At 68.3% G+C, this 19,197-nt stretch carries 22 protein-coding genes; 9 read left to right on the top strand and 13 right to left on the bottom strand.

All coding sequences use genetic code 11. From position 1 onward, the window contains the following. Positions 1 to 34: 34 nt before the first annotated feature. The 4 genes from QOL79_RS18835 to QOL79_RS18820 all read right to left on the bottom strand — a co-directional run bounded on the left by QOL79_RS18835 (position 35) and on the right by QOL79_RS18820 (position 3,066). Positions 35 to 688 carry a hypothetical protein gene (locus QOL79_RS18835; RefSeq protein WP_283420378.1) on the bottom strand — a complete coding sequence of 218 codons (654 nt, stop codon included), beginning with the start codon at positions 686 to 688 and terminating at the stop codon, positions 35 to 37. Further along, a complete protein-coding gene (gene ribH / locus QOL79_RS18830) occupies positions 681 to 1,106 on the bottom strand; it encodes a 6,7-dimethyl-8-ribityllumazine synthase (RefSeq protein WP_058457509.1) in 426 nt (141 codons plus the stop codon). The genes QOL79_RS18835 and ribH overlap by 8 nt, the downstream gene beginning before the upstream one ends. Further along, the gene (ribB, locus tag QOL79_RS18825) at positions 1,106 to 2,377 is read right to left on the bottom strand and encodes a 3,4-dihydroxy-2-butanone-4-phosphate synthase (protein ID WP_283420377.1); all 1,272 of its coding nucleotides are present in this window, start codon (positions 2,375 to 2,377) and stop codon (positions 1,106 to 1,108) included. The genes ribH and ribB overlap by 1 nt, the downstream gene beginning before the upstream one ends. Before the next feature lie 74 nt (positions 2,378 to 2,451). Beyond that, positions 2,452 to 3,066 carry an ankyrin repeat domain-containing protein gene (locus QOL79_RS18820; RefSeq protein ID WP_058457511.1) on the bottom strand — a complete coding sequence of 205 codons (615 nt, stop codon included), beginning with the start codon at positions 3,064 to 3,066 and terminating at the stop codon, positions 2,452 to 2,454. 81 nt (positions 3,067 to 3,147) lie between these two features. Here QOL79_RS18820 and QOL79_RS18815 point away from each other — a divergent pair, with 81 nt between their 5' ends. From QOL79_RS18815 to QOL79_RS18805, 3 genes are read left to right on the top strand one after another with little or no spacing between them, the layout of a single operon-like run. Next, the gene (locus QOL79_RS18815; protein ID WP_082657707.1) at positions 3,148 to 3,792 is read left to right on the top strand and encodes an SCO family protein; all 645 of its coding nucleotides are present in this window, start codon (positions 3,148 to 3,150) and stop codon (positions 3,790 to 3,792) included. Next, positions 3,780 to 4,232, top strand: a complete 453-nt coding sequence (locus QOL79_RS18810; RefSeq protein WP_283420376.1) for a YcgN family cysteine cluster protein — start codon at positions 3,780 to 3,782, stop codon at positions 4,230 to 4,232. The genes QOL79_RS18815 and QOL79_RS18810 overlap by 13 nt, the downstream gene beginning before the upstream one ends. Then, a complete protein-coding gene (locus tag QOL79_RS18805) occupies positions 4,213 to 4,941 on the top strand; it encodes a M48 family metallopeptidase (RefSeq protein WP_283420375.1) in 729 nt (242 codons plus the stop codon). Before QOL79_RS18810 ends, QOL79_RS18805 begins: the two co-directional genes overlap by 20 nt. Positions 4,942 to 4,968: 27 nt before the next feature. Here QOL79_RS18805 and QOL79_RS18800 read toward each other — a convergent pair whose 3' ends face one another. From QOL79_RS18800 to QOL79_RS18780, 5 genes are all read right to left on the bottom strand, one after another. Next, positions 4,969 to 7,158, bottom strand: a complete 2,190-nt coding sequence (locus QOL79_RS18800; protein ID WP_502957499.1) for a transglycosylase domain-containing protein — start codon at positions 7,156 to 7,158, stop codon at positions 4,969 to 4,971. Between the two features lie 50 nt (positions 7,159 to 7,208). Next, positions 7,209 to 7,604: a peptide-methionine (R)-S-oxide reductase MsrB gene (msrB, locus tag QOL79_RS18795; RefSeq protein ID WP_282950223.1), complete on the bottom strand. Its 396-nt coding sequence runs from the start codon at positions 7,602 to 7,604 to the stop codon at positions 7,209 to 7,211. Between the two features lie 97 nt (positions 7,605 to 7,701). Continuing rightward, positions 7,702 to 8,799 carry an NAD(P)/FAD-dependent oxidoreductase gene (locus tag QOL79_RS18790; protein WP_283420374.1) on the bottom strand — a complete coding sequence of 366 codons (1,098 nt, stop codon included), beginning with the start codon at positions 8,797 to 8,799 and terminating at the stop codon, positions 7,702 to 7,704. Next, the gene (locus tag QOL79_RS18785; RefSeq protein ID WP_283420373.1) at positions 8,796 to 9,509 is read right to left on the bottom strand and encodes a methyltransferase domain-containing protein; all 714 of its coding nucleotides are present in this window, start codon (positions 9,507 to 9,509) and stop codon (positions 8,796 to 8,798) included. Before QOL79_RS18785 ends, QOL79_RS18790 begins: the two co-directional genes overlap by 4 nt. Then, positions 9,506 to 10,609: a type III polyketide synthase gene (locus QOL79_RS18780; RefSeq protein ID WP_283420372.1), complete on the bottom strand. Its 1,104-nt coding sequence runs from the start codon at positions 10,607 to 10,609 to the stop codon at positions 9,506 to 9,508. The genes QOL79_RS18785 and QOL79_RS18780 overlap by 4 nt, the downstream gene beginning before the upstream one ends. A gap of 82 nt (positions 10,610 to 10,691) precedes the next feature. Between QOL79_RS18780 and QOL79_RS18775 the strand changes: the two genes are divergently transcribed. Next, on the top strand, positions 10,692 to 11,219 hold the full coding sequence (locus QOL79_RS18775; protein WP_283420371.1) for a DUF4402 domain-containing protein: 528 nt from the start codon (positions 10,692 to 10,694) through the stop codon (positions 11,217 to 11,219). Here QOL79_RS18775 and QOL79_RS18770 read toward each other — a convergent pair. Continuing rightward, a complete protein-coding gene (locus tag QOL79_RS18770; RefSeq protein ID WP_283420370.1) occupies positions 11,213 to 12,316 on the bottom strand; it encodes a TIR domain-containing protein in 1,104 nt (367 codons plus the stop codon). The two genes, QOL79_RS18775 and QOL79_RS18770, sit on opposite strands and share 7 nt — an antisense overlap. A gap of 53 nt (positions 12,317 to 12,369) precedes the next feature. Further along, the gene (gene glpX / locus QOL79_RS18765; RefSeq protein ID WP_058456031.1) at positions 12,370 to 13,344 is read right to left on the bottom strand and encodes a class II fructose-bisphosphatase; all 975 of its coding nucleotides are present in this window, start codon (positions 13,342 to 13,344) and stop codon (positions 12,370 to 12,372) included. 129 nt (positions 13,345 to 13,473) lie between these two features. Between glpX and QOL79_RS18760 the strand changes: the two genes are divergently transcribed. Continuing rightward, on the top strand, positions 13,474 to 13,878 hold the full coding sequence (locus tag QOL79_RS18760; RefSeq protein WP_283420369.1) for a hypothetical protein: 405 nt from the start codon (positions 13,474 to 13,476) through the stop codon (positions 13,876 to 13,878). Here the strand turns inward: QOL79_RS18760 and QOL79_RS18755 are convergent. Then, complete coding sequence (locus QOL79_RS18755) at positions 13,875 to 15,194, bottom strand: homoserine dehydrogenase (protein WP_283420368.1); 1,320 nt, start codon at positions 15,192 to 15,194, stop codon at positions 13,875 to 13,877. The two genes, QOL79_RS18760 and QOL79_RS18755, sit on opposite strands and share 4 nt — an antisense overlap. A gap of 111 nt (positions 15,195 to 15,305) precedes the next feature. Further along, entirely contained in the window at positions 15,306 to 16,100 is a 795-nt protein-coding gene (locus tag QOL79_RS18750) for a hypothetical protein (RefSeq protein ID WP_231729025.1), read from the bottom strand. Positions 16,101 to 16,458: 358 nt separating this feature from the next. On the opposite strand from QOL79_RS18750, the gene QOL79_RS18745 reads away from it, so the two are divergent. The 4 genes from QOL79_RS18745 (at position 16,459) to QOL79_RS18730 (ending at position 19,107) form a co-directional block, all read left to right on the top strand. Continuing rightward, the gene (locus QOL79_RS18745) at positions 16,459 to 17,115 is read left to right on the top strand and encodes an energy transducer TonB (protein ID WP_058455922.1); all 657 of its coding nucleotides are present in this window, start codon (positions 16,459 to 16,461) and stop codon (positions 17,113 to 17,115) included. A 74-nt stretch (positions 17,116 to 17,189) separates the two neighbouring features. After that, on the top strand, positions 17,190 to 18,005 hold the full coding sequence (locus QOL79_RS18740; protein ID WP_197410132.1) for a MotA/TolQ/ExbB proton channel family protein: 816 nt from the start codon (positions 17,190 to 17,192) through the stop codon (positions 18,003 to 18,005). 125 nt (positions 18,006 to 18,130) lie between these two features. Further along, complete coding sequence (locus QOL79_RS18735) at positions 18,131 to 18,649, top strand: ExbD/TolR family protein (RefSeq protein ID WP_058455923.1); 519 nt, start codon at positions 18,131 to 18,133, stop codon at positions 18,647 to 18,649. Between the two features lie 32 nt (positions 18,650 to 18,681). Beyond that, positions 18,682 to 19,107, top strand: coding sequence for an ExbD/TolR family protein (locus QOL79_RS18730; protein WP_058455924.1), 426 nt, complete (start codon positions 18,682 to 18,684; stop codon positions 19,105 to 19,107). Positions 19,108 to 19,197 lie beyond the last annotated feature (90 nt).

The following is a 19,197-nucleotide window of genomic DNA, read 5'->3' as shown; positions in this document are numbered from 1 at the left end:
CGAGCGAAGGGCCGGGCGGGCGACCGTTCCGGCCCTATCCTTTTTCGGCGATCGCCTTGTCGACAATCCCCGCGCCGATCGGGCCGAGGATATTGCCGCCGAAGCGGAACAGCAGGAAGGCGCCGACGAAGAGCAGGATCGGCTGGACGATCAGCGCCACGATCGCCGCGGCGACGACCACAAAGAACAGCGTCACGAAACCGCCGCTCAGCACCTGCTGACCCTTGGGGCCGAGTTCGAGGGTGCGCGGACCCTTGGCATCCCACCATTTGCCGGTGACGATCGTCTTGCGGCCGCCTGCTTGCGGCGCGGGCCGGTCGGCGATTCGCGCAGGCTTTGCGTTCGATTGCAGGGCGGGCCGATCGCTCGGCTGCTGATTCCACGGCCGCTTGCCGCGCTCGGCGATCGCGGCGGCGACGCGCGCCTTGCCCTCGGTCGCGGCCGGCGTGGCTTGCTGGACGGGCGCGGGGCGGGCGCTCAGCCCCGATTCGGCGCGCGCCGCGGCCGACAGGTCGGGGACCGCGCTCGCTTTGGAGGGCCGGATCGGCTCGACGCCCAGGCTGCGGTCGTGCAGGTCCATGCGCTCGGCGGCGCTGAGCGGGGTCTGGCCGGTCTCCCGGTCGATGACCACCAGCCGCCCGCCGCGCTCGACGACGGAATAACGGCTGGGGGGTGGTCGATCAGCCAATGCCGAATTGTTCCTTCAGGGCCAGCATCGCGAGCGCGGCCTTCGCCGCTTCGCCGCCCTTATCCTTGCGCGTCTTGTCGGCGCGCGCAAGCGCCTGTTCTTCATTCTCGACGGTCAGGATGCCGTTGCCGATCGCAAGCCCGTCGAGCGTCAGCGCCATGATGCCGCGCGCGCTCTCGTTCGAGACCACCTCGAAATGATAGGTTTCGCCGCGGATCACGACGCCCAATGCGACATAGGCGTCGTAGCGTCCGCTGTCGGCGGCGAGCGAAATCGCGGCGGGGACTTCGAGCGCGCCGGGGACGGTCACGGTGTCGTGGCTATGCCCCTCGGCCTCGAGCGCGCTTTTCACGCCGTCGATCAGCATGTCGTTGAGATGGCTGTAGAAGCGGGCTTCGACGATCAGGACGTGGGCCATCAGGCTTCTCCGGGAATGGGGCGTTCGCCGACGACCGACAGGCCATAGCCTTCGAGGCCGACGATGTTGCTGTGGGTGGGGGTGAGCAGTTCCATCGCATGAACGCCAAGGTCGGCGAGGATCTGTGCGCCGATGCCATAGGTTCTGAGGTCCATGCCGGCGCCCGATGCCGCCGGTTCGGCGTCGGCCGACCCAGGAAGCGGACGCATCAGCATCACGATCACGCCGGCACCGGCTTCGCCGATCGCGTCCATCGAGCGCTGCAGGCGGCGCTTTTTCGGGCCGGGGCGGCCCATGATGTCGTCGAAGATCGACACCGCGTGCATACGGACGAGCGTGACGCCGGCGGGATCGACCGGCCCCTTCTGGAGTACCAGATTGACGCTGCCGTCGACCTTGTTGCGATAGGATTTGAGGCGCCAGTCGCCGCCATAATCCGATTCGAACGGTTCGTCGGCGACGCATTCGACCAGCCGGTCGGTGCGGCTGCGATACGCGATCAGGTCGGCGATCGTTCCGATCTTCAGCCCGTGGCGGCGCGCGAAGGGGATCAGGTCGTCGAGCCGCGCCATCGTGCCGTCGTCGTTCATGATCTCGCAGATCACGCCCGAGGGGTTGAGCCCCGCGAGGCGCGCGATGTCGACCGACGCCTCGGTATGGCCGGCGCGGACGAGTACGCCGCCGTCGCGCGCGATCAGCGGAAAGACATGGCCGGGGGTGACGATGTCGTCGCGGCCCTTCGATGCGTCGATCGCAACCGACACCGTGCGCGCGCGGTCGGCGGCCGAAATGCCCGTGGTCACGCCCTCGCGCGCCTCGATCGAGGTGGTGAAGGCGGTTTCATGGCGGGTGCCGTTGTTGCGGCTCATCAGTTCGAGCCCGAGCGTCTCGACGCGGCTGCGCGTCAGCGTCAGGCAGATTAGGCCGCGCCCGTGCGTCGCCATGAAATTGATCGCATCGGGGGTCGCCATCTGCGCGGGAATGACCAGGTCGCCCTCATTCTCGCGATCCTCGTCGTCGACGAGGATGAACATGCGGCCGTTGCGCGCCTCGGCGATGATCTCCTCGGGCGTTGCCATCGGGGAGATGTCGCTGCCGGTCGCGAGCCAGTTTTCCAGCTTGCGCAGCGTGTCGGCGGTGGGGTTCCAGCTTTCCGAATCGAGATCGCGAAGGCTGTTGGCGTGAAGGCCCGCGGCGCGCGCCAGTCCCGAGCGGGACATGGTCCCTTCGTCGACGATGGAGCGGATGCGGTCGATGAGCTGTGTGGACATGGCGACGATGTCTCACATCACAATGTGATTGTCAATCCAGATATCACATTCCACAATTCTCTTAAGCCGTCGCGCTAGTTGCTCGGCCCGAAGGTCGGCCCCAGCTGGCGCCCCGGCGCGTCGGGCTTGGCGTCGAGGATCGACAGCAACTGGCCGGTGCGGTCGTCGCGCTTGGCATAGTCGCGCGCCGACATGCCCGCGATATGGTCGGCCTTGTCGGGGCTGGCGCCATTTTTGACGAGCAGCCGCACCATCGCGACATTCTTGGCCTGCACCGCCAGGATCAGCGCGGTCTCGCCGCGCCGGTTGGTCTGGTCGACCGGCGCCCGGCTCTGGATCAGCTCCTCGGCGCCCTCGGTGAAGTTGAGCAGCGCGCTGTGCATCAGCGGGGTGACGCCTTGCCGGTCGGCGATCGACGGATCGGCGCTTTTCGCCAGCAGGAAACGCAGCCAGTTGAGGTCGCGGCGCTTGGTCACGATCGCCAGCGCGGTCTCGCCCGTGTCCGGATTGCGTGTGTTGATCAGCGTCGGGTCGTTCTTCAGCGCGTCGGTCGCCTTTGTCCCGTCGCGGTTGTCGACCGCCGACAGAAAGGCGTATCCGCCGCGGAATTGCGCGATCGCCGGGCTCGCGACGAGCGCGCCCGCGATCAAAAGGAGAGAGGCAAGGCGGAATTCCGCGCGTCGGAACATGATGGAAGAGACCCCTGGCAGCTTGAGTCGGTCGGACGACAAAGGTTGATTTTCGTGGCGTAGCCGATCAAGGCTGGCCGCATGATGAATATCGCAATTATGGGGCAAAAGCTTGCCCGTTCAAGCCTGCTCCTGTTTGCCGCGACCGCGCTCGCCGCGTGCGGCGCCCCCGGCGGCACGCCCGAGGCGACGCCGCCGCTCGCCGGCGCGAAGATCGGCGGCCCGTTCACGCTGACCGACCAGAACGGCAAGACCGTGTCCGATACCGACTTTGCGGGACGATATCGCCTCGTCTATTTCGGCTACAGCTATTGCCCCGACATCTGCCCGGTCGACCTGCAGAAGCTGATGCGCGGCCTCGCGGCGTTCGAGAAGAGCGATCCGGCGCGCGGGGCGAAAGTGGCGCCGATCTTCATCACCGTCGATCCCGAACGCGACACGCCCGCCGCGCTCAAACCCTTCGTCAGCCGCTATCATCCGCGCCTGCTCGGACTGACCGGCACGCCCGAACAGATCGCGGCGGTCGCGAAGGCGTTCGTCGTCACCTACAACAAGGTGCCGGGGTCGGCGCCCGACAGATATCTGATGGCGCACAGCCAGCTCGCCTTCCTGATGGACCCCGACGGCAAGCCGCTTGCGCTGCTGCCGCTCGACGACCCCTCGACCGAGCCCGACGAGGGCGCGCCCGGCAAGGTCGCCGCCGATCTGGCGAAGTGGGTCAAGTAGTGGCCCGCGAGGCGCAGCCCTTCTGGGAAGCGCCGCTCGCCAGCCTCGATGCCGGGCAGTGGGAGGCGCTGTGCGACGGTTGCGGCAAATGCTGCCTCCACAAGCTCGAGGATGAGGATACGGGGCGCATCTATCCGACCAACGTCGCGTGCCGCCTGCTCGACCTGACAACGGCGCGCTGCGGCGATTACAAGCATCGTCGCCGCCACGTCCCCGATTGCCTGACGCTGACCCGCGCAAAAGTCGACGACCTTATATGGTTGCCGCAGACCTGCGCCTATCGCCTGCGTGCCGAAGGCGAACCGCTGCCCGAATGGCATTATCTCGTCTGCGGCGACCGCGACGCCGTGCATCGCGCAGGCGAATCGATCGTCGGCTGGACGGTGAGCGAGGATGTCGCGGGGCCGCTGGAGAATCATCTTGTCGAGCGCGTGGTCTGACCCCGCGGGCGACGGCCCGCACATCCGCGTCGGCGAGACGCTGTGGCCGGTGCGACTCGTGCATCATGCCCGGTCGCGTCGGTACAAGCTGGTCTTCGACGGCGCGCGCGGCGAGCTGCGATTGACCTTGCCCCGCCGCGCGAGCGCGCTGCGCGCGCTCAAATGGGCGAGCGAACAGCAGGACTGGCTGAGCGAACAGGTCGGCAAGTCGGTCGCGCCGGTGCTGGTCGTGCCGGGTACGGCGATTCCGTTTCGCGGCGCCGACCATCGCATCGACTGGATCGCAGGCGCGCCGCGTGCGGTGCGGATGGCGGACGGACGGCTGAGCCTCGGCGGCCCGGCGGAAACCGTCGGGCGGCGGCTCGAACGCTGGCTGAAGGCCGAGGCGCTCGACCTGATGGCGGCGGAAAGCCGCGAGATCGCGGCGCACGCGGGGCTTCGCGTCGGCCGCATCGGGATCGGCGATCCGCGCAGCCGTTGGGGCAGCTGCACGCACGACGGCGACCTCCGCTACAGCTGGCGGTTGATCCTCGCTCCCGACCATGTCCGCCGCGCAACCGTCGCGCACGAGGTCGCGCACCTCCGGCACATGGATCATGGCGCCGATTTCCACGCGCTCGTCGACGAACTCCACGACGGCGACGTCGGCGCGGCGCGCGCGTGGCTGCGCCGCGAAGGGCGCGGCCTGCACCGTTATCGGTTCGGCTGAAGCCATCCTCCCTTTGCCTGCGGCACCCTAGCCGCCGTCGCCGTTCTGCGGGCGCGGCGCGGTTTTGGGCGCCGGTGGCGGCGTGCCCTTCGCCGGAGCGCCGCCCTTGGGCGGTGTGCCGAGGTCGGACGGTGCCGGGCGGCGGCCGGTCTGCTCCTCGATCCATTGCTGGTTCAACACGGGACCGTCCGGAACGGGCTGCGGCGTCTGCGGGTCGGGCATGTCCTCGGGCCCGCGCATGTCATAGGGCAGCTCGATCGGCATGCCGTTGTCGTCGGTCAGCCCTTCCTGACCGGGCTCGCCCATATAAGCGTCGCCCTCGTCCTCCAGCTGCCATTCGGGCAGCTTGACCTCGGTATCGAAGGCTTCGACCGGGCGCCGGGCGACCGCGACGCGCATATAATCGGCAAAGGCCTTGGCCGGCGCGCGGCCGCCCTGCAGCCCGCCGACGGCCTTCGCGTCGTCGCGGCCCATCCAGACGCCGGTGGTCAGCCCGCTCGAGAAACCGAGGAACCAGCCGTCCTTGTTGCTCGACGTCGTGCCGGTCTTGCCCGCGACGGGGCGGCCGATCTGGGCCGCCTTGCCGGTGCCGGTGTTGACCGCGGTCTGGAGCAGGTCGGTGATGCCCGCGGCGACCCAATTGTCGACGAGCACCTGCCCGCGCTCGGGGGGGCGCTGGTAGAGCAGGCGGCCGTCGGCGGTCGTCACCTTGGTGATACCATAGGGCTGCACCGACACCCCCTTGCGCGACACGGCGGCGAAGGCGGCGGTCATGTCGATCACGCGCACCTCGGCGCTGCCGAGGACCATCGAGGGGTGGGTGTTGATCGGGGTGGTGATGCCGAAGCGGCGCGCCATGTTGGCGACCGCCGAGAAGCCGACCTCGTCGCCCAGCTTCGCGGCGACGGTGTTCACCGAATAGGCAAAGGCGGTGCGCAGGTCCATCGTCCCCGCGAAGCGCCCCGACGAGTTGCGGGGCGACCAGCCGTTGATCGTGACCGGTTCGTCGACCACCTGGTCGTCGACCTTATACCCCGCTTCGAGCGCGGCCATATAGACGAACAATTTCCACGCCGACCCCGGCTGGCGCAGCGCCTGCGTCGCGCGATTGTAGTTCGAGGTGACATAGTCGGTGCCGCCGACCATCGCGCGCACCGCGCCGTCTCGGTCGATCGACACCAGCGCTGCCTGCACGCCCTTCGGCGTGTCGGCCTGGATCGCGGCGGTCGCCGCCCGCTGCATGTTGAGGTCGATCGTCGTATAGACGTCGAGCGCCTCGGTGCCTTCGTCGATCAGCAGGTCGAGCTGCGGCAGCGCCCAGTCGCTGAAATAGCGTGCGCTGTTCTGCCCCGTTTCCTGCGCAAGCTGGACGTTGGCGGGCTCGGCGCTGTCGGCCTGGCTGCGGGTGATGAAGCCGCCATCGACCATCGTGTCGAGCACGACGCCCGCGCGGCCCAGCGCGGCCTGCGCGTCGGCGGTCGGCGAATAGCGCGACGGCGCCTTGACCAGCCCCGCGACGACCGCGGCCTCGGAGAGCGACATCTGCGTCGCGCTGTGGCCGAAGAAGCGGCGCGACGCCGCGTCGATGCCATAGCTGCCGCCGCCGAAATAGACCTTGTTGAGATAGAGTTCGAGCAGCTCGTCCTTCGAGAATTTCCATTCGAGCGCCATCGCGAGCACCATTTCGCGCAGCTTGCGCGTCCAGGTGTAGCTGTTCGACAGGAAGATGTTTCGCGCGAGCTGCTGGGTGATCGTCGATGCGCCCTGCATCCGGCGCCCCGTGCCATAATGCTGGACCGCGAACACCGCAGCGCGGCTCATGCCGACGGGGTCGATCCCCGGATGATAGCGAAAGCGGCGATCCTCGACCGCGACCATCGCGTCCTGCATCACCTGCGGCGTCTCGTCGAGCGTCAGCCAGCGGCCGTAATTCGGCCCCAATGACAGGAAGACGGTCCCGTCGGCGGCGTGGACGCGGATCGTCTGGCCCGCGGGCGAGCGCTTCAGTTCCTCGAAACTCGGGATGCGCTGCACCGCGATGCCGACCGCGACCGCGACCGCGATCGCGCCGACCAGCGCCAGCCCCAGGCCCCAGCGGAACAGCCGCCGGACCCAGAGCCGGACCCGCGACGGCGGGGGCTTGGGCCCGGACGAACCGGACCCTTTGCCCGCGGATGACGATTTACCTGATGATGCCTGCTGTCGTTCGCGACGCAAAGTAGTCTGTTCCTTCCTGCGCCCCTGATGCGTCAGTGCCGGCGGATCGGTCAACCTTTGCCGGTGTCAGCGTCATCCTGCCCGCGGTCCGCGAAGTCAAGCGCCGCGCTGTTGATGCAATAGCGCAGCCCCTCGGGGCCGGGGCCGTCGGGGAAGACATGGCCGAGGTGGCCTTCGCACTTGGCGCAGCGCACTTCGGTGCGGATCATGCCGTGGCTCATGTCGTGATGCTCGGTCACCGCGGCATCGCCCGCCGGGGCGGTGTAGCTCGGCCAGCCCGACCCGCTGTCATATTTGGCGCGGCTGTCGAACAGCGGCGCGCCGCACCCGGCGCAGCGATAGACGCCGTCGCCCTTGTGGTCGGTGTATTTGCCCGTGAACGCGCGTTCGGTGCCGCCTTCGCGCAGCACGTGGTGCGCCATCGGGTCGAGTGTCTTGTCGGTCATGCGGAAATCTCCTTTCCGGGGTGCGGCGGGCTTGAAGCGCCGCCGCCGGTTGTGCCCAATATCGGGTGAATGCGCGCGCCCCGCAAGGGCCGGCCGGTCAGCCGCCGCGAATTCGCGTCGCCTCCGACACCATTCGCACCAGCGGCGGGAAAAGTGACGCCGCGGTGGTCAGTATCCCGGCGGTGACCGGGCTTTCGCCCGCCCGCCAGACCAGATTCGCCAGCCCCAGCGGCCGCGCCATGCGCTGCGCGAACCGGCGCTGGAAGGCAGGCGCAGCGCCGGCGCCACCGTCACGCCACGCCGCCACGGCCGCGTCGGCGCTCGCCAGCGCGATTCCCATGCCCTCGCCCGCCAGACTGGGGATGACCCCGGCCTGATCGCCGAGCCGGAACAGGCCGGGCGCGGTGTCGGCGGTGCGCCAGCCATAGGGGACATGGCCGATCGCATCGACGCCGCGCGTCCAGTCGGCCGCGGCGAGCCGCTCGCCGAGGAAGGGAAACTGGTCGCCGAGCGCGCCGAGCAACGCGACCGGCTCGCCGCCCGCCTCATCGAGTCGCGATTTGTGGACGGCGAGGCAGAGGTTGCCGCTCCCGTCCTCCTGCCGCACCAGCCCGGCATAGCCGCGATCGAAGAGGTGGAGTTCGACGGCATCGCCGACGAGCCGGTCGAGCGCCGGATGCGCGGGCAGCCGCAGCCGCAGCCCCAGCACCGGATCGCCGCGCTGCCATGCGGCGGGCTCGCGCGGAAAGCCGCGAAAGCCATGCTTGCCCGCGGCGAGGAAGATCGCGGGCGCCGCGAGTGTCGCGCCGTCGCGCGTCTGCACGCTGTCACCCTCGATTGCGGACGCATGGACCCCGCGTTCGAGCCCCGCCCCTGCCGCGCCCGCCGCCGCCTGCAACGCGCCGTCGAGCCGCAGGCGCGAAACGCCCATCGCCTCGGCAGGCAGCGCCGTCTCGCTCCTCCGCTGCCCCGCGAACAGCCGGACGCGGCGCACCGCCTGCCCGCCGAGCCGCGCGCGGTCGATCCCGAGCGCCTCGAGCCGCGCCAGCGTCCGCCAGCTCAGGAAGCCACCGCACAGCGCATCGCCCGTTTCGCGCGTGCGCTCGAGCAGCAGCACCCTTGCCCCCGCCCGCGCCAGTCCGATCGCCGACGCGGATCCGGCGGGCCCGGCGCCGACGACGACCGCGTCGCTCACCGAATATGCTCGACGCAGAGGCGATAGGGAAAGCTGCGGAAGATCCGGCATTCGGCTGCCGTCCCGGGCAGCGCGTCCGCCAGGATCGCCTTCCATTCGGCGCGGCGGAAGCTGCGCCCGACCGACAACTGGCCATCGCGCCGCACGATCGGGTCGGCGAGCGCCAGCACCGCGAGCAGCGGAAAGCCGATGAAGGGCAGGCGCTGACGGTGGAGGTCGTTGACCAGCCAGCCGCGCGCGCTTTCCTTCTCCATGAAGCGCAGGAAGTCGCGCCGCTGCCCGGCGGTCATATGGTGGGTGACGAGGCTGGAGAGGATGATGTCCCACCCCTGCCCTGCCAGATCGCGGTAATCGCCGGTGATCAGCCGCGCGCGGCCGCCGAGCCGCGCGTCGGCAACGGGCGCGCTCTTCGGATTGAGATCGACCCCGGCGAGCTCCACCGCGATCCCGCGCGAATCGGCCCAATGCGCGATCCGCGACAGCATGTCCCCGGCGCCGAAGCCGACATCGAGGATGCGCCAGGGCTTTGTCCCGACCCCGCGCGCGCGGACGCGATCGAGGAAGCCCAGCGTCGGGCGCGGCGCCAGCGTCAGCGCGTTGATGCGCGACAGGTCGGCGAGCACCCTCGCATAGCGCGCGGGCGGCAGCTCGGCGGCGTCCATCTCCTCCTCGCGCGCGATCGGCCTTGCGAGGCTGGCGAACGGGTTCATGCCCCGATTCCGCCAGCGTCGAACCGGCCAGCGTCGAACCGGATCGCCTCGGCAGCGAGGCCGGGGCCGAAGGCGATCGCGATCCCCTGCCCCTCCGCACCGCGCGCCATCATCTCGGCGAGCACGAACAATATCGTCGCCGAGGACATATTGCCGAAGCGCGCGAGCACCGAGCGGCTGTCGGCGAGCGTGGGCGGATCGACGCCGAGCGCATGTTCGACCGCGTCGAGCACCGAGCGGCCACCGGCGTGGACCGCGAGCAGTTCGGGCGGATCGCCATCGAACAATTGCCCGCGCACGGCGGGCGCGGCGAGTGCTTCGCGCAGGCGGCCGGGGACTTCGCCCGACAAATGCATTTCGAACCCGCGGTCGCCGATGTCCCAGCGGATGAGGTCGGCGCTGTCGTCGAGCGCGAGGCTGACCCCCGCGCCAAGCGCGAGTCCCCGCGTATCGGCCGACACGATTCCCGCTGCGGCGCCGTCGCTGAACTGGAGCATCGCGAGCAAGGGCTCGGGCGCTTCGGCAAGGCTCAGATGGAGCGTCGACAGCTCGACGCTGACCACCAGCACCACCGCGCCGGGTTCCGATCGCACGATATGGCGCGCACTCCGCAGCGCGGTGACCCCGGCATAGCAGCCCATGAAGCCGATCAGCACGCGCTCGACCGTCGGCCGCAGGCCGAGGCGGCGGGCGAGAATCTGGTCGATCCCCGGCGCGACGAAGCCGGTGCAACTCGCAACGACGATATGCGTGATCCGCCTCGGGTCGAAGGCATCGCCGAGCTTTGCGATCGCCTGCAACGCCAGCTCGGGCGCGTGCGCGGCATAGGCGGTCATGCGCGCCGAGGTCGGGGGCAGGCCGGGCACGTCATAAAAGCCGCCCGGTGCGACCGGCGACCCGCCATCCGCGGTCGGCGGCAGCACCGACCAGCGATGCGCGATCCCCGACCGTGCCGCCATGCGCGCGAACAGCGCGCGCACGCGCTCGTCGGTCAGGCGCGGGGTCGCCCAGTCGATGAAAGCCTGGTGGATATCGTGGGTCGGCACCGCCGTCGCGAGCGCGTTGAGGCGGGGGAGGGGGGGGAGCTGGGGGCTGCTCATGGCGCTGGTTAGACCGAATTGAAAGGCACCGCCAGCGGTTAGCGCGCGGGCGGCTTTACCGCAGATTAACCACGAGTGCCTTATGTCGGAGGGCGTGGAACTGCGCCTATTTCTCGGTCTTGCGCTGCTCGCCGCCACGCCCTCGGGGGCGTCGGCGCAATGCCTGCTGTGCGGCGCGAGCGAAAGCGCGAAGACGTCGGCGAGTCGGAGCGGTCAGACGCCGCTGCACGTTGAGGTCGAAACCCAGCTCGACATGGGCCGCATCGCGGCGGGAAGCGGCGGCGGCGAGGTCGCGATCGACCCGGTCACCGGCGTTCGCCGGGTCAGCGGCGACGTCCGCGACCTCGGCGGCTTCGCGCTGACCGGGGTGGTTACCGTGCGCGGCGAGCCCGGCGCGGAGGTGCGCGTTTTCCTGCCCGCAACGGTCGATCTCGAAAGCGGGACCGGCGCGACCGCGCGGGTCGTCGGCCTCGCCACCGATCTTGGCGCCGCGCCGCGGCTCGGCATCGACGGGCGGTTGCAGTTCCGCTTCGGCGGCCGGTTGCAGGTGACGGGCTCCGCCGACGGCGACTATCGCGGGCGCATCCCGGTGACGGTCGAGTATCAGTAAGCGGTGGCCGGCCTTTCGGCCCGCTTCTCGGCAATTTCCAGCCGCCGTTCGACCAGCACCGCGATCCGCTGGCGCATCACGCGCGCCACGCACGCATCGTCGGGGCAGGCGTCGCGCACCGACACGCGCCACGCGCTCTGTTCGGCGGTGAGCAGCGCGCGACGGTTGATCGCGATCTGGTTCAGCGCGCGATAGGCTTCGGCCATTTCGCGGTCGAGCGCCGCCAGCTCATCGCTCGCGCAGATCCGTCGCTCGCTGTTGGTGATCGCCCGGTTGCAGTTGAAGGTCGGCGGGATGCGCGAACGCACCGGGGCCGAGGCGTCGGCCGCCTGCGGCGTTGCAGGCGTGGCGGCATATTGCGACGGCGCTGCGACCGGCGATGAAACGGGCGTATCGCCGGTGCCGGGCGCGGGGGTCGCTGCGGCGGGGGGCGACATTGTCGCGACCGGTGCTTCGGTCGAGGCCGCCACCTCGGTTTTGGGCGCCTCGCCGCCGCGCAGAAACAGCATCGCGGCGAGCACCACGACCGCGACGCCCAGCCCCGCCATCACCAGCGTGCGCACCGAAACGCTTGCGGGCGCGGGCGGCGGCGTCTCGGCGGCCTGCGACAGGATGGCCGCGTGCAGATTGTCGGCGGCTACCGCCGAAGCGCCCCCGGGAATCACCGGCGCGCCCTCCCTGACCGGCGGAACGCCGGCGAGCTGCTGCGCCTTGACCGCGATCCGCGCGATCGAATCGTCGCGCTTTTCCAGCCAGTCGATCCACTGCGCGCTGGCAAGGTGATAGGCGAGGTCGTCGGGGACGATTTCTTCGAGCCGCAGCGGGATGATCGCCTTATGCGCGCTGTCGGCCAGGATCAGCTCGCGCTTCACATGCGGGCTCTTGTCCGATTGGCTGCAGAACAGCAGCAGCACGCCCGACGAATCGCGGATCGCCTTCATGATCGCAGTATCGAACGCCTCGCCGGGGCCGACGTCGCGCGGTGCGATCCAGCATTCGACGCCGTGGCGCGAAAGCGCGCGTTCGACGTGCAGCGCGACCTCATATTTGCTCGAATGATGGCTGACGAACAGCTGCGGACGTCCTGCTTCTCCCATAACCGCTACCTACCCCCTTTGCGGCGCAGACGATGGCACAGCCTTCGTTAACTTCAAGCCACGCGATGTTCGCCCTTCACCCAGCGCACCGTGCCCGACGAGGCGCGCATCACGACGGTCTCGGTGGTCAGGATGCCGCCGCGGCGATGCTTGACTCCCGACAGCAAGGATCCGTCGGTGACGCCGGTCGCGGCGAAGATCACATCGCCCTTGGCCAGATCCTCGAGATCGTAGACGCGGTCGAGATCCTCGATGCCCCATTTCTTCGCGCGCAGCCGCTCGTCATCGTTGCGGAACAGCAGGCGGCCCTTGAACTGGCCGCCGACGCAGCGCAGCGCCGCCGATGCCAGCACGCCTTCGGGCGCGCCGCCCGATCCCATATAGATGTCGATGTTGGTTTCGGGGTTCGTCGTCGCGATCACGCCGGCGACGTCGCCATCGGGAATCAGCGCGACGCCGCATCCGATGCGGCGCAGCTCGGCGATGATCGCCTCGTGGCGCGGGCGGTCGAGGACGCAGACGATGATGTCGGCGGGGGCGCAGCCCTTTTCGCGCGCGACCGCCTCGACATTCTCGCGCACGCTGTTGTCGAAATTGACGATGTTTGGCGAATAGCCGGGGCCGACCGCGAGCTTGTCCATATAGACGTCGGGGGCGTTGAGCAGGCAGCCCTCCTCGGCGATCGCGAGCACCGCCAGCGCGTTCGGGCCGGCCTTGGCGGTGATCGTCGTGCCTTCCAGCGGGTCGACCGCGATATCGATCTTCGGACCCTTGCCCGGGGCACTACCGACCTTCTCGCCGATATAGAGCATCGGCGCCTCATCGCGTTCGCCCTCGCCGATCACGATGGTCCCGTCCATATAGAGCGTATTGAACGCGTTGCGCATCGCCTCGACGGCGGCGGCATCGGCGGCCTTTTCGTCGCCGCGTCCGATCAGCTTCGCGGCGGCGATCGCCGCGGCTTCGGTGACGCGCACCATTTCGAGCACGAGCACCCGGTCGAGGTTGCTGCCGCCGCTGTTCGTCATCGCCTTCACTCTCCGTCTTTACTTGTCCCGCCCCTTCGGCATGGTGCGCGCCATATGGTTGCCCGCGCCGCTTGTCGAGGATGCTTCGCCCGATTCGGTGCCGCTTTTGCGCCATTCTGCGTCATCGCGATGACGGTATCTCCCGTTTCGGCGCAATTGATCGGCCCGCCGGCCCCGAAGCCCGCAAGGTCCGCCGCCGATGCTGCGGTCGAAAAGAGCCGGGAGCTGACCGACCCGGTCAAGCGCTGCAAGCCCGCCGACGACGGGACGATCACGGTATGCGGCAGCGACACCGAGCGCCATCGCCTGTCGCCCGAACTGCGCGCGATCGCCGGGGTGGGCAAGTCGACGAAGACGGCGATACCCGACGCGCCCTACATCAATCCGACGATCTGGGACCAACTGCCCTATAACTGGATGCCGATCGCCGGCGGCGCCAAACCGGGGCCGGAATATAATGCGCTCTACGAGATGGCGAAGCGCGCGACCGACCCCGATGCGGGCGTGCCCCCGCCCGAGGAACCCGAGAACTAGAGCGCGAGGATCGGCATATGCATCGGCGTGCCGATGACATGGTCCGACGCCGCGAGGATCTTCAGCGCGGCGTGGATCGCGCTTGCCGGTCCCTCGTGCGTGACGATCGCGATCACGACGCCGTCGTCGTCGTCGGTGCCGCGCTGGATGAAGCTTTCGATCGATACGCCCGCATCGCGCATCGCGGTCGCGATCTCGGCGAGGACGCCGATCCGGTCCTCGACGATCAGGCGGACATAATGTTTGCCGACGCGCGCGCCGGCATCGGCGACGGGCGCGGCGTCGAGCGCGTCGACGGGCATGGCGAAGGCCGGGCCATATTCGTCGCGCGCGATATCGATGATGTCGGCGACGATCGCCGACGCGGTCGGCCCCGCGCCCGCGCCCGCGCCCTCGAAGAACAGGCGGCCGACGAAATTGCCCTCGGCGACCACCGCGTTCAGCGCGCCGGGGACATAGGCGAGCGGATGGTCGGCGGGAACGAGGCACGGCTGAACATGCTGATAAAGCCCATTCGCGTCGCGTTCGGCCATGCCGATCAGGCGAACGCGGTGGCCCAGCGCCTCGGCCTCGCGAATGTCGGCGGCGATCAGATTGCGGATGCCGCTTGCGGTCACCGCGCCGATGTCGAGCCGCGTCCCGAAGCAGAGCGCGGCGAGGATCGACAGCTTGTGCGCGGCGTCGATCCCGTCGACGTCGAAGGTCGGGTCGGCTTCGGCATAGCCCTCGGCCTGCGCGCCCGCGAGCGCCTCGGCGAAGCTCGCGCCGCTGCGCTCCATTTGCGTGAGGATATAATTGCAGGTGCCGTTGAGGATGCCATAGACGCGCGCGATCTGGTTCGCCGACGCGCCCTCGCGGATCGCCTTGATCACGGGAATCCCGCCCGCGACCGCAGCCTCATATTTCAGCGGCGTGTCCTTCGCTTCGGCGAGCCGCGCGAGGTCGAGCCCGTGATGCGCGATCATCGCCTTGTTCGCGGTGACGAGCGCCTTGCCCGCGCCAAGCGCGTGCCGCGCGATCGTCAGCGCCGGGCCGTCGCCGCCGCCGATCATCTCGACGACGACATCGACGTCGTCCGCCGCGACGAGCGCGTCCATATCGTCTTCCCAGCGATAGCGCGACAGGTCGACGCCGCGATCCTTGTGCCGGTCGCGCGCCGACACCGCGACGATTTCGACCGGCCGGCCCGCGCGGCGCGCGATGAGCTCACGATTCGCCTCAAGCAGCTTGACGACGCCGCCGCCGACGACGCCGATTCCCGCCAGCGCGACGCGCAAGGGCGGACGGGGCACGGCAGGGACGGGGGACGGCGACATTCGGGCACTCCTTTGCAGGTGGCGTGCGCGATGGCCCGCCCTCGCGAGCGCCCTATCGGCTTTTCGGCCGGACACAAGCCTGACGCGGCTTCGGTAAGCGGAAGGAAAAGTTCAGCTTCCCGTCAGCGGCGCGCGCGTTCGCGTGCATTCGCCGAGGGCGCCGAGTACCACGGCATAGTCCGACGCCGCCTTCTTGCGATCCTCGGGGGCTGTTCCGGCAAGCTTTGCGAGCGGCAGCTGGCGTGGCAGGCCGCAGGCAAGGCGGTACCAGGCCAGCGTGTCGCGCGGCGGCACCGCCGCCGATCCGTCGACGATCTCGCCGAACGCCGCCGCCCAACGCCGCGAGCCATCGGCGGCGGTCAGGATCGTCAGCGATACCGGCTCGCCGGTCTTCGTATCGAGGAACAGCTGCGTCTCGCCCTCGCCGGGCAGGGTGCCGGGGACGTGGAAGCCGTTGGCAATGCCGGTGATCGCGGGCGGCGCGCCGGGCTTGACCGCCTCGGTCAGAATCGCCCGCAGCGTCGCCTCGGTCGCCGCGTCCCAGGGAAGTTGCGCGTCGGGGGCGACCAGCCGGATGCTTCCGGTATCGCGTGTCCCCGGCGCACTGCCCGCGACCGGACGCGCGAAGATCAGCACCGGCTGCTTCTTCTTGAGCTTCGGTGCCTTGCCCTTCGCGTCGAGCGGCAGGTCGACCAGATAGTTCACCCGTGCCGCGAGCGGCCCCGATCCGCGAATCAGGCTGATCACGTCGGCCTCGACATAAAGTCGCGCCCGACCGGCTTTCAGGCCGGGCGCCTGCTCGGGCTTCAGCACCGCGGTCTTGTAGATTCGCCCGTGGATCGCGATCGGCGCGATCGTCGCCAGATCGGCAATGTCGGCATAGCTATAGGGGGAGGGAGTTGCCACCGGTGTCGGAGCCTGCATCGCCGAAGCGCTGTAAAAACAGCTACTTGCGGCCAGAATACCCAGGGCCAGAGCCGGCAGACGCGCGCGCATGATCGAACCACCTTCTATAGTAACAAGCGCCGGAGCGGCGCCAAATACCCTTTATGGGGAAGCGGACATTAACCGCTGATAAAGGGTTTGCGAATGTGCCGCCACCGCGATAGGACGTGCGGCGAAGTGTCCGGCAAGAGCATAATAAGCCGGCTGCTACGCCGCCGGGTCTGTGGAACGCATCGGAAATCATCCGGGCATTTGGCAACCGAACCCGTCGGTGGGGATTTTGGTGTCAGGATGATCTAGCAAGGAGCGTCGTCCCTGAATGGCTTATGGTGATAATGTCGACCCTAAAAACAGGGTAGTGGCAATTGTCTTGGTGGGTTTGCTGACGGCGGTGCTGGGCTATGGCCTGGTCAACGGTCTGAACATCAGCATCGTCAAGAAGCTTGCCGAGAAACTGGACGTCGTGGACGTCGAGGAACCGCCGCCGCCGGAGGAACCCCCTCCGCCGCCGCCGCCGGACAACAAGCTGCCGCCGCCGCCGCCGGTGGTGACGCCCCCGTCGCCGATCCCGCCGCCGGTGACCTCGAACACGATCCAGTCGGTTCCCGAGGCACCGCCGCGTCCGCCGCTTCCGATTCCGCCCATCGCGGCGCCGCCGGCCCCCCCGCCGTCGCCCGACCTCAGCGCTCCCGGCCGACCGAAGGGCAACCCGGCGCGCTGGGCGACCAACGACGACTATCCGGCCCGCGCGATGCGTGAGGAACGCGAAGGCACGACGGGTTTCCGCGTCAGCTATGACGCGAGCGGCAAGCCCACGGGCTGCGACATCACGTCGTCGAGCGGCCATGCCGATCTCGATGCGGAAACCTGCAAGCTGGTGATGCGCCGCGCGCGCTTCGATCCCGCGAAGGATCGCGCCGGCAACCCTTCGGGGGGCAGCTTTTCGAGCCGCATCAAATGGGTGATTCCGAAGTGATCCCGATCGGGATCGCTTGACCGAACGCCTTGGAAATTTTGATCTTTATCGTATTTTGAGAGGGAATATCCGAAATGTTTAACCTGATTGCAAATGCCGCCGCCGCGGCACCGGCAGCCGCCCACGACGCCGGCTTCAGCCTGATGCCCGCGTCGATGTGCGTGAAGGAAGAAGGCACCAACCCCTACGGCCTCGTCCCCGCGCTCTGCGAAGGCGGCATCGTGTCGCAGGTCACCTTCCTTGTCCTGCTGATCATGTTCGTCGGCACGCTCTACATCCTGTTCACCAAGCTGTTCGAACAGAATAAGGTGATCAACCAGGGCAAGGCGGTCGACGCGAACTTCTGGCGCGCCCCGACGCTCGCCGACGGTGCGGCAAAGCTCGAAAAGAACAGCGCCTATCGCCAGGTCGTCGAAGACGGTCTGCGCGCCAACGAAGAGCACAACAAGCTGACCGACCCCGTCGAAGCCCACGACTGGATGCACGGCACGCTCGAACGTTCGCAGAACCACATCAACTCGAAGCTCAACGGCGGCCTCGCCTTCCTCGCGACCGTCGGTTCGACCGCGCCGTTCGTCGGCCTGTTCGGTACCGTTATCGGTATTCTCCGCGCGCTGGTTAAGATCGGCGCGTCGGGTCAGGCGTCGATCGACACCGTTGCCGGTCCGGTCGGTGAAGCGCTCATCATGACCGCCATCGGTCTGATCGTGGCGGTTCCCGCGGTGCTCGCATTCAACTGGCTGCAGAGCCGCAACAAGGCGATCGCCCGCCGTCTGTCGACCTTCTCGAACGACGTTCTCGGCTCGATCATGTCGGGCGGCCAGGTGAAGCCGGCGACGATCGCTCCGGCGAAGGCTGCTGCTCCGGCCGCGGCGCCGAAGAAGGCCTAAGGGTCTGCGGAGCCCCGGGATGTCGCGCGAAGGCGATACACGGGGGGCCGCACTGGACGGGGCGGGGCGCGATGCGTGCGCCGTCCCGGTCCATGACAGTAATTTTGTGACAGGATGCTAATCCTATGGCGATGAGTTCAGGCGCAAAGGGCGAAGATGCCCCGATGTCCGACATCAACACGACGCCACTCGTGGACATCATGCTTGTGTTGCTCATCATCTTCCTCATCACGGTTCCCGTGGTTTTGGAGACGGTGAACCTCAAGCTGCCCGACGTGGTTTTCGAACCGACGACGACGAAGCCCGAAAACGTGCTTCTCTCGGTCCGCTCTGCCGATACCGATGGCGACGGCGAACCCAATGCCGACAGCTCGGCTTGCGAAGTCTATTGGGGCCAGACCCCGGTCGATTCGCGCGAATTGCTCGACCGGGGCCAGAAGAAGCTCGAACAGCTTCTCGAGGACATCGGCGGTCCGCAGAATATCACCGAAGAAAACTTCCCCGAAGTGCACATCCGCGGCGACATCAACACGCCGTACCAGTGCATCGGCGGCGTGATCTACACGATGCAATATGCCGGCTTCCAGAAGATCGGGTTCATTTCCGAACCGGCTCCTGGTTCGGGCACGCTGGGCCGTCTCTGAGGCGGTCCGGTCAGTTATGAAGGAATAGACCTATGTCTATGGCTGTTGGGGATCGGGACGACAACGAACCGATGATGGAAATGAACACGACGCCGCTGATCGACGTCATGCTCGTGCTCCTCATCATGTTCATCATCACCATCCCGGTGCAGACGCACGCGGTGAAGATCGACCTGCCGGTTCCGACCGACGCGAAGAACAACGTCGACCCGGAAAAGAACAAGATCACGATCGACCCCGCGGGGACGATCGCGTGGAACGGCACGCCGGTCGATCTGGCGCAGCTCTCGCAGTTTCTGGAACAGACCAAGGCGCTGCCGGTCGAACCCGAACTGCAGGTGCAGCCCGACCCCTATGCGCGCTATATCGTCGTCGACCGCGTGATGGCCGTCGTCAAGCGCAGCGGCGTCGGCAAGCTCGGCTTCGTCGGCAACGAACAATATGCACGCGTCTTCTGATCGCTGATCGGAAGCGCGTACAGGCGAAGGGCCGCGGAGCGATCCGCGGCCCTTTCTCTTTGCGGCCGATCTGGCTTCAATGACCGGTTG

This window comes from Sphingopyxis sp. Geo48, from assembly GCF_949769155.1.
GTDB lineage: Bacteria > Pseudomonadota > Alphaproteobacteria > Sphingomonadales > Sphingomonadaceae > Sphingopyxis.
Note: the sequence above shows the minus strand (reverse complement) of the source record. Positions and strands in the feature narration are given on the sequence as shown.

What these genes read in the sequence shown, in the direction of transcription:
- QOL79_RS18775 (WP_283420371.1), top strand. Translation starts at nt 10,692, where the DNA reads ATGTCGGAGGGCGTGGAACTGCGCCTATTTCTCGGTCTTGCGCTGCTC.
- ribH (WP_058457509.1), bottom strand. Translation starts at nt 1,106, where the DNA reads ATGGCCCACGTCCTGATCGTCGAAGCCCGCTTCTACAGCCATCTCAAC.
- QOL79_RS18745 (WP_058455922.1), top strand. Translation starts at nt 16,459, where the DNA reads ATGGCTTATGGTGATAATGTCGACCCTAAAAACAGGGTAGTGGCAATT.
- QOL79_RS18780 (WP_283420372.1), bottom strand. Translation starts at nt 10,609, where the DNA reads ATGAGCAGCCCCCAGCTCCCCCCCCTCCCCCGCCTCAACGCGCTCGCG.
- QOL79_RS18770 (WP_283420370.1), bottom strand. Translation starts at nt 12,316, where the DNA reads ATGGGAGAAGCAGGACGTCCGCAGCTGTTCGTCAGCCATCATTCGAGC.
- QOL79_RS18815 (WP_082657707.1), top strand. Translation starts at nt 3,148, where the DNA reads ATGATGAATATCGCAATTATGGGGCAAAAGCTTGCCCGTTCAAGCCTG.
- QOL79_RS18730 (WP_058455924.1), top strand. Translation starts at nt 18,682, where the DNA reads ATGTCTATGGCTGTTGGGGATCGGGACGACAACGAACCGATGATGGAA.
- QOL79_RS18735 (WP_058455923.1), top strand. Translation starts at nt 18,131, where the DNA reads ATGGCGATGAGTTCAGGCGCAAAGGGCGAAGATGCCCCGATGTCCGAC.
- QOL79_RS18740 (WP_197410132.1), top strand. Translation starts at nt 17,190, where the DNA reads ATGTTTAACCTGATTGCAAATGCCGCCGCCGCGGCACCGGCAGCCGCC.
- QOL79_RS18785 (WP_283420373.1), bottom strand. Translation starts at nt 9,509, where the DNA reads ATGAACCCGTTCGCCAGCCTCGCAAGGCCGATCGCGCGCGAGGAGGAG.
- glpX (WP_058456031.1), bottom strand. Translation starts at nt 13,344, where the DNA reads ATGACGAACAGCGGCGGCAGCAACCTCGACCGGGTGCTCGTGCTCGAA.
- ribB (WP_283420377.1), bottom strand. Translation starts at nt 2,377, where the DNA reads ATGTCCACACAGCTCATCGACCGCATCCGCTCCATCGTCGACGAAGGG.
- QOL79_RS18820 (WP_058457511.1), bottom strand. Translation starts at nt 3,066, where the DNA reads ATGTTCCGACGCGCGGAATTCCGCCTTGCCTCTCTCCTTTTGATCGCG.
- QOL79_RS18760 (WP_283420369.1), top strand. Translation starts at nt 13,474, where the DNA reads ATGACGGTATCTCCCGTTTCGGCGCAATTGATCGGCCCGCCGGCCCCG.
- msrB (WP_282950223.1), bottom strand. Translation starts at nt 7,604, where the DNA reads ATGACCGACAAGACACTCGACCCGATGGCGCACCACGTGCTGCGCGAA.
- QOL79_RS18755 (WP_283420368.1), bottom strand. Translation starts at nt 15,194, where the DNA reads ATGTCGCCGTCCCCCGTCCCTGCCGTGCCCCGTCCGCCCTTGCGCGTC.